This is a genomic window from Streptomyces sp. NPDC088387 (assembly GCF_044753385.1).
Taxonomy (GTDB): domain Bacteria; phylum Actinomycetota; class Actinomycetes; order Streptomycetales; family Streptomycetaceae; genus Streptomyces.
In genome coordinates this window covers 163,883-178,630 of record NZ_JBIVNC010000019.1, presented here as the reverse complement: position 1 = coordinate 178,630, position 14,748 = coordinate 163,883, and the positions used below count along the sequence as shown (strand labels likewise).

At 72.2% G+C, this 14,748-nt stretch carries 11 protein-coding genes; 7 read left to right on the top strand and 4 right to left on the bottom strand.

The features are described 5' to 3' along the window. Nucleotides 1-282 precede the first annotated feature (282 nt). From ACIQAC_RS36500 to ACIQAC_RS36485, 4 genes are all read right to left on the bottom strand, one after another. On the bottom strand, nt 283-1,953 hold the full coding sequence (locus ACIQAC_RS36500; RefSeq protein ID WP_402199058.1) for a penicillin-binding transpeptidase domain-containing protein: 1,671 nt from the start codon (nt 1,951-1,953) through the stop codon (nt 283-285). Between the two features lie 261 nt (nt 1,954-2,214). Then, nucleotides 2,215-3,837 carry a penicillin-binding transpeptidase domain-containing protein gene (locus tag ACIQAC_RS36495; protein WP_402199057.1) on the bottom strand — a complete coding sequence of 541 codons (1,623 nt, stop codon included), beginning with the start codon at nt 3,835-3,837 and terminating at the stop codon, nt 2,215-2,217. A 142-nt stretch (nt 3,838-3,979) separates the two neighbouring features. Beyond that, nucleotides 3,980-4,882, bottom strand: a complete 903-nt coding sequence (locus ACIQAC_RS36490) for an alpha/beta fold hydrolase (protein WP_402199055.1) — start codon at nt 4,880-4,882, stop codon at nt 3,980-3,982. A gap of 67 nt (nt 4,883-4,949) precedes the next feature. Then, a complete protein-coding gene (locus tag ACIQAC_RS36485; RefSeq protein ID WP_402199052.1) occupies nt 4,950-6,692 on the bottom strand; it encodes a dolichyl-phosphate-mannose--protein mannosyltransferase in 1,743 nt (580 codons plus the stop codon). Nucleotides 6,693-6,788: 96 nt separating this feature from the next. Here ACIQAC_RS36485 and rsmI point away from each other — a divergent pair, with 96 nt between their 5' ends. The 7 genes from rsmI to ACIQAC_RS36450 all read left to right on the top strand — a co-directional run bounded on the left by rsmI (nt 6,789) and on the right by ACIQAC_RS36450 (nt 14,747). Then, on the top strand, nt 6,789-7,634 hold the full coding sequence (gene rsmI / locus ACIQAC_RS36480) for a 16S rRNA (cytidine(1402)-2'-O)-methyltransferase (protein WP_402199051.1): 846 nt from the start codon (nt 6,789-6,791) through the stop codon (nt 7,632-7,634). A gap of 258 nt (nt 7,635-7,892) precedes the next feature. Further along, a complete protein-coding gene (locus tag ACIQAC_RS36475; protein WP_402199050.1) occupies nt 7,893-8,300 on the top strand; it encodes a hypothetical protein in 408 nt (135 codons plus the stop codon). A 286-nt stretch (nt 8,301-8,586) separates the two neighbouring features. After that, entirely contained in the window at nt 8,587-9,456 is an 870-nt protein-coding gene (locus tag ACIQAC_RS36470; protein ID WP_402199048.1) for a TatD family hydrolase, read from the top strand. A 125-nt stretch (nt 9,457-9,581) separates the two neighbouring features. Beyond that, a complete protein-coding gene (locus tag ACIQAC_RS36465) occupies nt 9,582-10,976 on the top strand; it encodes a ubiquitin-like domain-containing protein (RefSeq protein WP_402199045.1) in 1,395 nt (464 codons plus the stop codon). A gap of 58 nt (nt 10,977-11,034) precedes the next feature. Further along, the gene (gene rsmA, locus ACIQAC_RS36460) at nt 11,035-11,919 is read left to right on the top strand and encodes a 16S rRNA (adenine(1518)-N(6)/adenine(1519)-N(6))-dimethyltransferase RsmA (RefSeq protein WP_402199042.1); all 885 of its coding nucleotides are present in this window, start codon (nt 11,035-11,037) and stop codon (nt 11,917-11,919) included. Continuing rightward, nucleotides 11,920-12,813, top strand: a complete 894-nt coding sequence (locus ACIQAC_RS36455) for a 4-(cytidine 5'-diphospho)-2-C-methyl-D-erythritol kinase (protein WP_402199039.1) — start codon at nt 11,920-11,922, stop codon at nt 12,811-12,813. 128 nt (nt 12,814-12,941) lie between these two features. Next, nucleotides 12,942-14,747: an ABC-F family ATP-binding cassette domain-containing protein gene (locus ACIQAC_RS36450; RefSeq protein ID WP_402199037.1), complete on the top strand. Its 1,806-nt coding sequence runs from the start codon at nt 12,942-12,944 to the stop codon at nt 14,745-14,747. Nucleotide 14,748 lies beyond the last annotated feature (1 nt).

The following is a 14,748-nucleotide window of genomic DNA, read 5'->3' as shown; positions in this document are numbered from 1 at the left end:
CTCATCCGACAGCGTCAACTCGGCCATCGGCCGCCCCGTACGTGCCATGCGGCAAGCCTACACATATGAACAGAATTCCCGACTCAGAACACTAGGGCGTGTTTCGAAAGTCCCGTCGTCCGCCCGGAGGGCGGGCCGAGCGGCGTCCGGTGCGTGCTCTCGGCGTGCCGGGCGGAAGCCCTCGTACTGGTTGTACGCGGGCTTTCGTCCGGTGCGCCGAGAGTGCGTGCCGGGCGTCGCTCGGCAGGCGGGACTTTCGAAACACGCCCTAGCCCCGGGGTTTTACTCTCCCTGCTTGAGCAGCGCCGCGACGATCGGGCCCGCCGTCTCGCCGCCGTGCCCGCCCTGCTGGACCACGCCCGCCGCGGCGAGATCGCCCCGGTACGCGGTGAACCAGCCGTTGGGCTTCTTCTGCCCGTCGACCTCCGCCGAGCCGGTCTTCGCGCCGACGTCACCGCCGACCCCGGCCATCGCCTCGGCCGCCGTGCCGTAGGCCGCCGTGTAGGACATCAGCTCCCGCAGCTGGCCGAGCGTCTCGGCGGACATCGTGCGCGAGGCGGTGGCGAGGGTACGTCCGTCCACCGACGGCGCGACCAGGTACGGCTGGTGGAACACCCCCTCCTTCACGGTCGCCGACACCGACGCCATGTTCAGCGGGTTCATCCGCACCCCGCCCTGCCCGATCAGCGAGGCCCCCATCTGGGCGTCCGACTGCACCGGCACCGCGCCGTCGAAGGTCGGCACGCCGACGGCCCAGTTGTTCAGGCCGAGCCCGAACACCTCCTGGGCCTGCCTGGTCAGGTCGTCGTCCTTCAGCTTCGGCGCCTGGCTGATGAAGGCCGTGTTGCAGGACCGCGCGAAGCTCGCCTTGAACGTGCCGTCCTTGATCTCGAACTTGTCGTCGTTCTGGAACTTCCAGTGGCCGTACGTGAAGTACTTCGGGCAGGGGTGGTCCTTGTTCGCCGACGCGAGCTTCTTCTCGATGAGCAGCGAGGACGTGACGACCTTCATCGTGGAGCCGGGGGCGAGGGAGCCCTGGAACGCCGTGTTGAAGCCGGCACCGGCGTTGGCGGCGGCGAGGATCTCACCGGTCGACGGCCGCAGCACGACCACGGAGGACTTCGCCTTCTTCGCGACCTGCGCCTCGGCGGCCTTCTGGAGCGACGGGCTCAGCGTCGTCTTCACCGTGCCCGGAGTGCCCTCGCTCAGCTCGACCAGCGTCTTGTCGGAGGCCTCGGCCTTCTTCGACTCCTTGCCGCGGACGACGCGCAGTTCGACGCCCGCCGTGCCGCCGGCCGTCTTGCCGTACTTCTCGCGCAGACCGTCCAGCACGGGCTCCAGGGACGGGTAGTCGTCCGTCGTCAGCTCGCCGCCGTCCCGGTCCAGCGCCTTGACCGGCGGTGTGCCGGACTCACCGGTGACCAGGGTGTCGCCGTCCTTCAGATCGGGGTGCACCACCGCGGAGTGCCAGTCGACGAGCGGCTTGCCGTCGGACTCCCGCCGCACGACGGTGAGGGAACTCGTGTACGACAGCGGCTTGCTGGTCTCCTCGAAGGCGACCGTGCCCTTCACAGTGAACGGCACCTTGGCGCCCTGGCGGGGGCTCGCGGTGAGCGTGACGCCCTTGATTCGGGCGTCCTTGGTGTAGCCGGTGAGCTGGGTCGTCGCCGCGGTGGTGTTGTCCGTGGCGGCCGCCGCCCGGGCCACCTGGCCCTGCTGCCAGGCCTTCAGGAACGTCGTCGCCGCGGTGGTGACCTCCGTCGCCGACAGGGGGCCGGTCTTCACGGACCTGGTCTTCGGGTCCGCGCCCGACGCCGTGCCGTCCTCGGCGGCGGCGCCGCCGTAGAGCGCGTAGACGCCGAGTCCGGCGCCGCCCACGACCACGGCGATCATCCCGCCGAGTACGGCGGGCCTCGTCTTCCGTCGCTCGGCGACGCGCCTTCTGTTGCCCACGGTGTTTCGAACCTCCACGAATCCCCGGATCCCCGCCGCCCCGTCCGGCACCGGTGTCACAGTGCCAACGACGGCACCACCCTAGAGTCCCGTCCTGTGCGGGTGACTTCGTCGAGGGACGTTGCAGCGAGGTTGTGACAGGCCGGAGGGTTGCATTCCGTCTGCGGGTCGGTGGGGGCTGGTCGCGCAGTTCCCCGCGCCCCTAACGGCCGGCGGCACCCCGCAAGCGCCGGGCTGCGCAACGCCCCTCGGAGGGCCCCGTCAGCCCGCCGCGCCCAGTACCGACGCCACGATCGGGCCCGCCGCGTCGCCGCCGTGACCCCCCGCCTCCGCCATCGCCGCGGCGGCGACGTCGTTGCGGTAACCGGTGAACCAGCTGTTCGTCAGCTCCGTCCCGTCCACCTCCGCCGTGCCGGTCTTCGCACCGATGCTCCCGCCGCCGGCCCCCGCCATCGCCTCCGCCGCGGTCCCACTCGTCGCCGTCCGGTTCAGCATCGCCCGCAGCTGCCCGACGGTGTCCGCCGACAGCCCCTTCGCGGTGGCCAGTTCACGCCCGTCGAGATCCCGCGGCACGATCACCGGCTGCCGGAACGCCCCGGTGATCGCCGTCGCCGTGACGGACGCCATGTTCAGCGGGCTCATCTGGACCTGCCCCTGGCCGATCATGTTGGCCGCCATGTCCGGACCCCCGGACGCCGGCACCGACCCGTCGAACGTCGGGACCCCCACCTGCCAGTTGTTCACCTTGCCGAGCCCGAACCGCTCCTCGGCCTCCTTGGTGAGCGAGTCCACCTGGAGATCGTCCACGTACTTGATGAAGGCCGTGTTGCAGGAGCGCGCGAAGCTCTCGGAGAGGGTGGCGCTCTCGTCCGGCTCCAGGCCCTTGATGTTGTGGAACGTCTGCCCCTCCCACAGCGCGTCGGGAGTGCAGGGCGCGGGCCCGTTCGCGGTCGTCAGGCCGGTGTCGATGAGCGTGGCCGCGGTCACGATCTTCATTGTCGAACCGGGCGCCACCGTCCCCTGGAGCGCCGCGTCGAAGCCGTCCGCCCGGTTGTTGGCGACGGCCAGCACATCGCCGGTGCTCGGCTGGACCGCGACGACGGAGGACTCGTCGTACTCCTTGACGGCCTTCTCGGCGGCGGCCTGCGCGGTCGCGGAGAACGTCGTCTCCAGTCTGCCCGCTTTGCCGTCGGCGAGGGTGAGCAGCGGGGTGTCGGCGGCGCCGGTGGCGGTGTGCCGGACCGACAGCTCGACACCGGGCGTGCCGCCCGCCTTGTCGCCGTACTTGGCGCGCAGTTCGTCGATGATCGGGCCCAGCGAGGGGTACTTGTCCTTGGTCAGCACCTTGCCGTCGCGGTCCACGGCCTCGATGGGCGGGTTCGCCGACTGCTGGGTGACCAGGGTGTCGCCGTCCTCCAGCTCGGGGTGGACCACGTCCGGCTGCCAGTCGACGAGCGGCTTGCCGGTGGTCTTGCCGCGGACGACGGTCAGTGTGCTGTCGTAGGCGAGCGGCTTGCTCTTGCCCTCGTACGACACCGTGGCCCTGACGGAGAACGGGACGGTGGCGCCGGTCCCGGCCTTGGGTGTGATGCGTACGTCGGTGATGTGCGCCGCCTGGCTGTACGCCGTGAAGACGGACGTGGCCACTGCCTCGTTGTTGGTGAGGGCCGCGGCGCTGCCGCCCTTGCCCTGCTCCCAGGCCTCGAAGAACGCGGCGCTCGTCTCCTTGACCTCGTCGGCGCTCGGCGGCCCGCTCTTCACGGTCGCCGTCCCGCCGCCGTCGTCGGCGAGCGCCGACACCACGTTGAACGCGCCGTACCCGGCACCGCCGACCATCACGGCGAACACCGTGCCGATGATCGCGCCCTTGGCCCCCTTGCGCATCGCGCAACCCCTCCCGTGACGCTCGCCCGAACTTCTGAACGCGTTCAGAAAAATCGCCGGGTAGCACTCTATGGGGCGGAGCGGGCACAGGGGGTGCGTGTTTCCCGGATCGTTAGACCCAGGTGTCCAGCCACATCCGCGTTCACCTCGCCTGCCCGGCCCGTGTCGCGCGTCGGTGTCCGGCGGTGTGGTCCAGGATCGCGGCGGCGAGCGGCGGGTGCACCTCGGGTGGGAGTGCGTGCCCCATGCCGGGGATCTCGACGACGTGTGCGCCTTGAATCGCCTGGGCGAGGTGGTGGGGATGGGGCGGCGGGGAGACCGGTTCGGCGGGAGCGGAGGTGACGAGGGTGGGCACCGTGGCCCGTGCCAGTTGCTCGGTGCGGTCCAGGTCGGACGCGTCGGCGCGGGCGTGCGCCGTGCTGGTGGCGTGGTGCCCGGTGTGCTCGATGACCTTCCGCTCCAGGGCGCGGGCGTGTTCGGCGTCGAAGGGAAGCTGATCGCCGCCCAGGATCCGCCAGTGCTCGACCCGCCGTTCCAACTCCGCTTCCAGGCCGAGGTCCAGCACGGGACGGGACCACATCTCCAGCAGGCGGGGTGCGATACCGGGGAGTTCCTCGGGCGGGATCCGGGTTCCGTCCGGCTGGACGTACGGGACGGTGCTGAGCGCGCTCGTGCCGATCAGCGTCGCGCTGAGCAACCGGTCGGGATGGTCGGCGATGAGGAGCTGGGCGAGCATGCCGCCCAGGGACATGCCCACTACATGGGCGCGTTCGACACCGAGGCCGTCCAGCACCGTGAGGGCGTCTTCCGCGAGTTGGCCGAGGGGATAGGGCCGTTGGTCGAACGCCCAGGTGGAACGACCGGTGTCGCGGTGGTCGTAGCGGATCACGCGATGGCGGGAGGTGAGCATCTCCACCAGTTCGTCAGGCCAGCCCAGGCCGGATGCCTGCGCTCCCATGATCAGCAGCAGCGGAGACGCGTCGGTGGCACCCCGGTCTTCCGTCCACAGGCGTACACCGGGTGCCGCGTCAATGAATCGTTCCATGGCGCTCCTCCAGGGCGGGACCGGCTCTAGACGAGACGTATCGTATCGCCTGGCGGCGTCAGCTCGGCTAGACCCAGGTGTCCAGCCACATGCGTGATCGCCAGTCGTCGATGGGGATCGCCCGGCCGGTGTAGATCGGCCAGAAGTAGATGAAGTTCCAGGCGATCAGCAGGACCAGGACGCCCGCCCCCGTCGCGCCCGCCACGCGCCTGGTGTCGCTGGAGCCCGGTGGTCCGACGAGCGCGCCGACCAACATCGCCAGGGCCAGACACAGGAACGGCACGAAGACGACGGCGTAGAAGAGGAAGATCGTGCGTTCCTGGTAGAGGAACCACGGCAGATAGCCGGCCGCGATGCCGCACGCGATCGCGCCCGCCCGCCAGTCGCGGCGGAAGAACCAGCGCCACAGCACGTACAGCAGCGCGAAGCAGCCCACCCACCACAGCATCGGCGTGCCGAGCGCCAGCACCTCGCGCGCGCACTTGTCGCCGGCGTCCACCGGGCAGCCGTCCGCGCCGGGCGCGGGGGACTCGTAGAAGTACGAGACGGGGCGGCCCAGGACGAGCCAGCTCCACGGGTTCGACTGGTACGTGTGCGGCGAGTGCAGGTTGACGTGGAACTCGTAGACCTGTGACTCGTAGTGCCACAGGCTGCGCCACCAGTCCGGCATCAGCCACGACCAGGCGCTGTCCTTGCCGTCGGTGGCGGCCCAGTTGCGGTAGTAGCCGCCGGTGCCGTCCGAGGGGGAGAGGATCCAGCCGATCCACGACGCGAAGTACGTCACGGCGGCGACCGGCACGGTCGCGAGGAACGCCAGGCCGAGGTCGTACTTGAGGACGGCGACGTACGGGTGGCGGGCGCCCGCCACCTTGCGGGTGCCGACGTCCCACAGGACCGTCAGCAGGCCGAACGCGACCAGCACGTACAGGCCGTTCCACTTGGTGCCGATGGCGAGACCGAGCATCAGGCCCGCCGTCCAGCGCCAGGGGCGCCAGCCCAGGCGGGCGGTGTCGGCGATGTGCGCGTTGGGGCGGACACGGCCGTCCGGGTCCGCCGGCAGCGCGGCGGCGAGCCGGGCCCGCGCCCGGTCGCGGTCCACGACCAGCGCGCCGAACGCGGCCAGCACGAAGAACATCAGCACCCCGTCGAGCAGCGCGGTGCGGCTCATGACGAAGTGCAGCCCGTCGACCGCCATCAGCGCGCCCGCGAGGCAGCCGAGGAACGTCGAGCGGAAGATACGGCGGCCGATCCGGCACAGCAGCAGCACCGACAGCGTGCCGAGCAGCGCCGTCATGAACCGCCAGCCGAACGGGTCGAACCCGAACATCAGCTCGCCAAGTCCGATGACGTACTTGCCGACCGGCGGATGGACCACGTAGGCCGCGTCGGTCGGGATCGGGACGTTGCCGCCGGAGGAGAGGACCAGGTCGTTGACGTTCTTGTCCCAGTTGACCTCGAAGCCGCGGTGGACGAGCGCCCACGCGTCCTTCGCGTAGTACGTCTCGTCGAATATCACCGCCTTCGGGTTGCCCAGGTTCCAGAACCGCAGGACGCCCGCGAAGAGCGTGACCAGCAGCGGACCGCCCCAGCCGGACCAGCGCACGATCCGGGTGGCCAGGGTGTGCGGGATGCCGAGCGCCGTCCACAGCCGGGGGCTGGGCTCGGCGTACGGCGGCACCAGCCGGTCCCGGACGTCGGTGCGCGCTCCGGCCGAGTAGCCGAAACGCCGCAGCCGCTGCTGCCACGCCGGCCGCTGGTCGGGCGGGGCCTGGTCATGCCGGGTGTCCGTGGAGGACGCGGTACTGGTCACCGCGCCATCGTAGGGAACCGTGCTGTGGGAGTCCCGCGCATGGGTGGTACGGGTCCGGATGCATACGGTTCGTGAGGGTCCTGGGAGGATGGGGGAGTGACTGGAACCCTTGTTTTGGCGGGCACCCCCATCGGCGACGTCGCGGACGCCCCGCCCCGGCTCGCCGAGGAACTGGCCGGCGCGGACGTGGTCGCCGCCGAGGACACCCGGCGGCTGCGCCGGCTGACCCAGGCGCTCGGGGTGACGCCCAAGGGACGGGTCGTGTCGTACTTCGAGGGCAACGAGGCCGCGCGTACGCCGGAACTGGTCGAGGAGCTGGTGGGCGGCGCGCGTGTGCTCCTGGTCACCGACGCCGGGATGCCGTCGGTGTCGGACCCGGGGTACCGGCTGGTGGCGGCCGCGGTGGAGCGGGACGTGCGGGTGACGGCCGTACCGGGGCCGTCCGCGGTGCTCACCGCGCTCGCCCTGTCGGGGCTGCCCGTGGACCGCTTCTGCTTCGAGGGGTTCCTGCCGCGCAAGGCGGGCGAGCGCCTGTCCCGCCTGCGCGAGGTCGCGGACGAACGCCGCACCCTCGTCTACTTCGAGGCCCCGCACCGGCTCGACGACACCCTCGCGGCGATGGCCGAGGTCTTCGGCGCGGAGCGGCGGGCCGCCGTGTGCCGCGAACTGACCAAGACGTACGAGGAGATCAGGCGCGGCCCGCTGGCCGAGCTGGCGGCGTGGGCGGCGGAGGGCGTGCGCGGCGAGATCACCGTCGTCGTCGAGGGCGCGCCGGAGAAGACCGAGGAGCTCGGCGCGGAGGAGCTGGTGCGGCGGGTGCGGGTGCGGGAGGAGGCCGGGGAGCGGCGCAAGGAGGCGATTGCCGCGGTGGCGGTGGAGGCGGGTGTGCCGAAGCGGGTTGTCTTCGACGCGGTGGTCGCTTCCAAGCGGGGGGCGCCGTAGGGCTAGCGGGGGCGCCGTAGGGCTAGCCGCGCGCCCTCCCGGGCGCCCCGCGCTCTCCCGGGATGCTTCACGCCCCATGGCCGTGCAAAGGGCCGGCGTCGAAAGCAAAGGCCGGAGGCCTTCTGCCGGGGCCTTTGGCAAGGAACGTCCAAGTCGGCTCCAACTCTCGACAGGGCTGGTGCGTCCGTCCCGCCGGAGCGGTTCTCTGGAGTGAGGGGACGTACCCGTCCCACTGTCCAGCAGACATCAGGAGCTGGCATGAGCGAGATCGCAGGGCAGACCGGCCTCCGCAGTGCGGCGGGCGCCATCGTCCACGAGTCCTACTCCTTCGCGTGCATGCGTTGCGGGCACGGCTGGGAGCAGTCGTACGAGATCGAGCACCACAAGGACGTGAGCGGGCACCCCTTCGTGCTGTACGTCGCGGAGGGGCGCGTGGTGCCGTCTCCGCTGAGCCGGCCGTCCTGCGTCAACTGCGGCGGGCAGATCCTGCGGATCATGGCGGCGGGGCAGGTCTCGGGGGTGCGTGAGGCTGCGCGGCGCAGTACGGGGGCGGCGGCCCCTGAGCGGGCGGAGCCGGTGGACGTGCCGGCCGAGGCGCGGCGCCGGGAGCACCATCACTGGCATCTGTCGGATCTGCTGCATCCCTTCCAGCGCCGGGCCAGCTGACGGCTCCGCCGAAAACGGCCGGGTCGGCCCGACACGCCCCGTCGGACCGCCCCGGCACCACCCCACCGGCCGACCCGGGTCACGTCCCCCGGGTCGGCCGGCCCATCTCCGCCATGGGGCCCGTTCGGGGCCGTCGTGCGTCTGCGGGTCCGTGGCGGCTGGTCGCGCAGTTCCCCGCGCCCCTGAAGCCTCGCGGCTCATGCCCGTTGAAAACGTGCCGCCGCCGGGTGGGCGCGGCGGCACCGTGTCGTGCCGGGTTCGTTGGTGCCTTTCGTAGGATCGGGGCATGTCTGCCAAGAACGCTGCGCCGCCGCTTCCGGCGCCCCTGCGCGTGCCGGTCGCCGATTCGCACACTCATCTCGACATGCAGGCCGGCACGGTGGCGGAGGGGCTCGCCAAGGCCGCATCGGTCGGAGTGACGACCGTCGTGCAGGTCGGGTGTGATGTGAACGGCTCACGCTGGGCGGCCGAGATCGCCGCCGAACACAACAGCGTCCATGCCGCCGTCGCCCTGCACCCCAACGAAGCCCCCCGCATCGTGCACGGTGACCCCGACGGCTGGTCGCGGCAGGGGGCACGGGCAGGAGGGGGCGACGGCGCGCTCGACGACGCGCTCGGCGAGATCGAGCGGCTCGCCGCGCTGCCGCAGGTCAAGGCCGTCGGCGAGACCGGTCTCGACCACTTCCGTACCGGACCCGACGGCAAGGCCGCCCAGGAACGCTCCTTCCGCGCCCACATAGAGATGGCCAAGCGCCACGGCAAGGCGCTCGTCATCCACGACCGCGAGGCACACGCCGACGTCCTGCGCGTCCTCAAGGAGGAGGGCGCCCCCGAACGCACCGTGTTCCACTGCTACTCCGGCGACGCCGAGATGGCGGAGATCTGCGCGAGCGCCGGCTACTACATGTCCTTCGCCGGCAACGTGACCTTCAAGAACGCCCAGAACCTCCGCGACGCCGTCGCCGTGGCCCCACTGGAACTGCTCCTCGTCGAGACGGACGCGCCCTTCCTCACCCCGGCCCCCTACCGCGGACGGCCCAACGCCCCGTATCTCATCCCCGTCACGGTGCGCGCGATGGCCGCCGTACGCGGCATCGACGAGGACGCGCTGGCGACGGCACTCGCCGCCAACACGGCACGCGCGTTCGGTTATTGACGCGTCACCCGCCCGTTCACGACCGTGCGTAGTCGCGTCGCTTTGGAGAGTGACGGCACCTCCGCTAGGTTCTTGAGGCCCGATCCGGACCCCTCTGGACCCCCTGGCCCCTGGAGTGTGTCGGCGTGAGCAGTCCCGAGTACGCGCGCAACGCGCCCTACGCGCACAACCCCGGCCCCTTCGATCCGCACGCCGCCGAGACCCTCGCGTACGGAGTGACGTACGACCCGGCGTGGTACGCGAACCCGGGGGCGTACGAGGACACCTACGCGCCGGCCTACGAGGGTGCGCCGGGCCCGCCCGACGTGGATGCGGTGCTGCCCCGGCAAGGCGGCGGCACCAGCGCGCCGCGCACCCCGGACGCCGGGCCCCCGCCCGGCACGGGCCACCGCTCGGCCCGCCGCCGGACCCGCGGCGCCGACCGCGCCGACACCTCGATGCGCCGGCTCCTCCCGCAGGCGCTCGTCGTCGCCTTCCTCGCCGGCGGCACCACCGCGTTCGTCGCCGAGGACAAGGCGATCGAGCTGACCGTCGACGGCGTACCCCGTGACCTGCACACCTTCGCCGACGACGTGACCGAACTGCTGGAGGAGGAGGGCCTCGACGTCGGCGCCCACGACGTGGTCGCCCCCGCCCCCGACATGGCACTCGCCAGCGGCGACGAGGTCGTCGTCCGCTACGGCCGCCCCGTGATCCTCACCCTCGACGGCCACCGGCGCGAGATCTGGACGACCGCACACACCGTGGACGCGGCGCTCCGGCAGCTCGGGGTGCGCGCGGAGGGCGCGTATCTCTCCGTCTCGCGCTCCCGGCGGATCGGCCGCGAGGGCCTCACGCTCGACGTCCGCACCGAGCGTTCCGTCACGGTCATGGCGGACGGCCGCGCCCGCACCATCCGCACCAACGCGGCCACCGTCCGCGAGGCCGTCGAGGAGGCCGGTGTCACCCTGCGCGGCCAGGACGCCACCTCCGTACCGCAGGACAGCTTCCCGCGCGACGGGCAGACCGTCACCGTGCTGCGGATCACCGGCACCAAGGAGGTCCGGGAGGAGGAGATCCCGTTCGAGGTACGGCGGTCCGAGGATCCGTCGCTGTTCAGGGGCACGGAGGTGATCGAGCGCGCCGGGCAGCCGGGGCTGCGGCGGGTCACGTACTCCGTGCGGACCGTCAACGGGGTCCGGCAGAAGCCGCGCCGGACCGCCACCGACGTCGTACGCGAACCGCGCGACCAGATCGTCAGGGTCGGCACCCGGCCCATGCCCACCTCCGTGCAGGGCGCCGACCACCTGAACTGGCAGGGCCTCGCGTCCTGCGAGTCCGGCGGCCGGCCGGGCGCCGTCGACCCCTCGGGGACGTACGGCGGCCTCTACCAGTTCGACACCCAGACCTGGCAGAGTCTCGGCGGCTCCGGCCGCCCCCAGGACGCCCCGGCGACGGAACAGACCTTCCGCGCGAAGAAGCTGTACGTGCAGCGCGGCGCGAGCCCCTGGCCGCACTGCGGGGCGCGCCTGCAAGGGTGAGCGGCCCCGCCTCGGCCGGCCGTCACGGCGGTCCGGCCGCGGCCCGTACCCTTGTGCCGTGAACAGCCCCACCTCCGACTCCCTGCTGGGCCCCGCCGACGTCCGTGAACTGGCGGCCGCGCTCGGCGTCCGGCCCACCAAGCAGCGCGGACAGAACTTCGTGATCGACGCGAACACGGTCCGCCGTATCGTCCGCACGGCCGGGGTCCGCCCGGACGACGTGGTCGTGGAGGTCGGCCCGGGGCTCGGTTCGCTGACGCTGGCGCTCCTCGAGGTGGCCGACCGTGTCACGGCCGTCGAGATCGACGACGTCCTCGCGTCCGCGCTGCCCGCGACCATCGCGGCCCGGATGCCGGAGCGCGCGGAGCGGTTCGCGCTGGTGCACTCCGACGCGATGCGCGTCGCGGAACTGCCCGGCCCGCCCCCCACCGCCCTCGTCGCGAACCTCCCCTACAACGTCGCCGTGCCCGTCCTGCTGCACATGCTCGACACCTTCCCGACCATCGAGCGCACGCTCGTCATGGTGCAGGCCGAGGTCGCCGACCGGCTCGCCGCACCACCCGGTTCGAAGGTGTACGGCGTGCCGTCCGTGAAGGCGAACTGGTACGCCGAGGTCAAGCGGGCCGGCGCGATCGGCCGCAACGTCTTCTGGCCCGCCCCGAACGTCGACAGCGGCCTGGTGGCCCTGACCCGGCGGGCCGAACCGCTGAGGACGACCGCGTCGCGGCGCGAGGTGTTCGCCGCCGTCGACGCGGCGTTCGCGCAGCGCCGCAAGACACTGCGGGCCGCCCTGTCCGGCTGGGCCGGATCCGCGGCGGCGGCCGAGGAGGCGCTGGTCGCCGCCGGTGTCTCCCCGCAGGCGCGCGGCGAGTCGCTGACCGTGGAGGAGTTCGCGCGCATCGCCGAGCACAAGGCCGCGGGCCGGTCCGAGGAGAGCAGTTAAGTGAGCGTGACCGTACGCGTCCCCGCCAAGGTCAATGTGCAGCTCGCGGTCGGCGCCGCCCGCCCCGACGGCTTCCACGACCTCGCCAACGTCTTCCTCGCCGTGGACCTCCACGACGAGGTCACCGTCACCCCGGCCGACGCGCTGCGGGTCACCTGCGCGGGCCCGGACGCGGCCGAAGTCCCCCTGGACCGCACGAATCTCGCCGCGCGGGCCGCGATCGCACTCGCCGAGCGGTACGGCCGCACACCCGACGTGCACCTCCACATCGCCAAGGACATCCCGGTCGCCGGCGGTATGGCGGGCGGCAGCGCGGACGGCGCGGGCGCGCTGCTCGCCTGCGACACCCTGTGGGGGACGGGCGCCTCGCGCGAGGAACTCCTCGACATCTGCGCCGAGTTGGGCAGCGACGTGCCGTTCAGCCTGGTCGGCGGGGCGGCGCTGGGCACCGGCCGCGGCGAGCAGCTGACGCCCCTGGAGGTCGGCGCCACCTTCCACTGGGTGTTCGCGATGGCCGGCCGCGGACTGTCGACCCCGGCGGTCTTCCGGGAGTTCGACCGGCTCGCCGAGGGCCGGGACGTCCCCGAGCCCGTCGCCTCGCGCGAACTCCTCGCCGCCCTCGCCAAGGGCGACCCGGACGCGCTCGCCGACGCGGTCTCCAACGACCTCCAGCCCGCCGCGCTCTCCCTCTTCCCGGACCTCGCGCACACCCTGGCCGCGGGCCGCGCCGCCGGCGCCCTCGCGGCCCTGGTCTCGGGCTCGGGCCCGACCACGGCCTTCCTCACCCGCGACCCGGAGTCGGCGCGGCAGGTGGCGCGGGCCCTCACGGCCTCGGGCACCTGCCGCACGGTCCGCACCGCGACGGGCGCGGCACCCGGCGCGACCGTGCTCTGAGGGGTGCTGGAGACGGTCGTCGTACCCGCGGCACGTCATCACAAAGAGTGACCGCACCCGCCCGCGCCGCGCCCGCCCCCGCAGGGCCTAGGCTTGAAGGCTGACCCGCCCCCGCGCACTGGAGAGTAATGGCCGTCAACCTGGTCAATGTCGAGAACGTCAGCAAGGTGTACGGCACCCGGGCCCTGCTGGACGGAGTCTCCCTCGGCGTCTCCGAAGGAGACCGGATCGGCGTGGTCGGCCGCAACGGCGACGGCAAGACGACCCTCATCCGGATGCTCGCCAAGCTGGAGGAGTCCGACACCGGGCGGGTCACCCACTCCGGCGGACTGCGGATGGGCGTGCTCACCCAGCACGACTCGCTCGACCCGGAGGCCACCGTCCGCCACGAGGTGATCGGCGACATGGCCGACCACGAGTGGGCGGGCAACGCCAAGGTCAGGGACGTACTCACCGGCCTTTTCGGCGGACTCGACCTGCCGGGCTTCCCCAAGGGGCTCGACACCGTCATCGGACCGCTCTCCGGCGGTGAGCGGCGGCGGATCGCGCTCGCCAAGCTGCTCATCGAGGACCAGGACGTGATCGTCCTCGACGAGCCCACCAACCACCTAGACGTCGAGGGCATCTCCTGGCTGGCCCGGCACCTCGCGGTCCGCCGCTCCGCGCTCGTCTGCGTGACCCACGACCGCTGGTTCCTGGACCAGGTCTGCACGCGTATGTGGGACGTGCAGCGCGGCGCGGTCCACGAGTACGAGGGCGGCTACTCCGACTACGTCTTCGCGCGCGCGGAGCGTGAGCGGATCGCCGCCACCGAGGAGACCAAGCGGCAGAACCTGGTCCGCAAGGAACTGGCGTGGCTGCGCCGGGGAGCCCCCGCCCGTACGTCCAAGCCGCGGTTCCGCGTCGAGGCCGCCAACGAGCTGATCCAGGACGTGCCGCCGCCGCGCGACACCTCCGAGCTGATGAAGTTCGCGTCCACCCGGCTCGGCAGGACGGTCTTCGACCTGGAGGACATCACCGTCCAGGCCGGCCCCAAGGTGCTGCTCAAGCACATCACCTGGCAGCTCGGCCCCGGCGACCGGATCGGCCTGGTCGGGGTGAACGGCGCAGGCAAGACCTCCCTGCTGAAGGCGCTCGCCGACGCGGCCCGCAGCGACGGCGAGACCCAGCCCGCCGCCGGCCGGATCGCCGTGGGACGGACCGTGCGGCTGGCCTACCTCTCGCAGGAGGTCGCCGAACTCGCCCCCACCCTGCGGGTCCTGGAGGCCGTCCAGCAGGTGCGCGAGCGCGTCGACCTCGGCAAGGGACGCGAGATGACGGCCGGGCAGCTGTGCGAGACGTTCGGCTTCAACAAGGAGAAGCAGTGGACGCCCGTCGGTGACCTCTCCGGCGGTGAGCGCCGCCGGCTCCAGCTGCTGCGGCTGCTGATGGACGAGCCCAACGTCCTCTTCCTCGACGAGCCCACCAACGACCTCGACATCGAGACCCTGACCCAGCTGGAGGACGTCCTCGACGGCTGGCCCGGCTCGATGATCGTCATCTCCCACGACCGGTTCTTCGTCGAGCGCACCACGGACCGGGTCTACGCCCTGCTCGGCGACGCCACCCTGCGGATGCTGCCGCGCGGCATCGACGAGTACCTGGAGCGCAGGCAGCGTATGGAGGAGGCGGCAGCCGCCGCGGTCCCGGCCGCGCCCGCCCGGCCCGCCGCCGAGAAGAGCGCCGCCGGCCAGCGCGCCGCCAAGAAGGAGCTCCAGAAGATCGAGCGCCGGCTGGACCGGGTCTCCGAGGAGGAGACCAAGCTCCATGGCCGGATCGCCGACAACGCGACCGACTTCGCGAAGGTGGCCGAACTGGACGCCGAGCTGCGGTCCCTGGCCGCGGAGCGCGAGGAGCTGGAGATGCGGTGGCTGGAACTGGCGGAGGACGCGTGAC

Bases quoted from the DNA above. Each gene is read 5' to 3' on its own strand.
- ACIQAC_RS36470 (WP_402199048.1), top strand. From the start codon at position 8,587: ATGTCTGCCAAGAACGCTGCGCCGCCGCTTCCGGCGCCCCTGCGCGTG.
- ACIQAC_RS36475 (WP_402199050.1), top strand. From the start codon at position 7,893: ATGAGCGAGATCGCAGGGCAGACCGGCCTCCGCAGTGCGGCGGGCGCC.
- ACIQAC_RS36450 (WP_402199037.1), top strand. From the start codon at position 12,942: ATGGCCGTCAACCTGGTCAATGTCGAGAACGTCAGCAAGGTGTACGGC.
- ACIQAC_RS36495 (WP_402199057.1), bottom strand. From the start codon at position 3,837: ATGCGCAAGGGGGCCAAGGGCGCGATCATCGGCACGGTGTTCGCCGTG.
- ACIQAC_RS36490 (WP_402199055.1), bottom strand. From the start codon at position 4,882: ATGGAACGATTCATTGACGCGGCACCCGGTGTACGCCTGTGGACGGAA.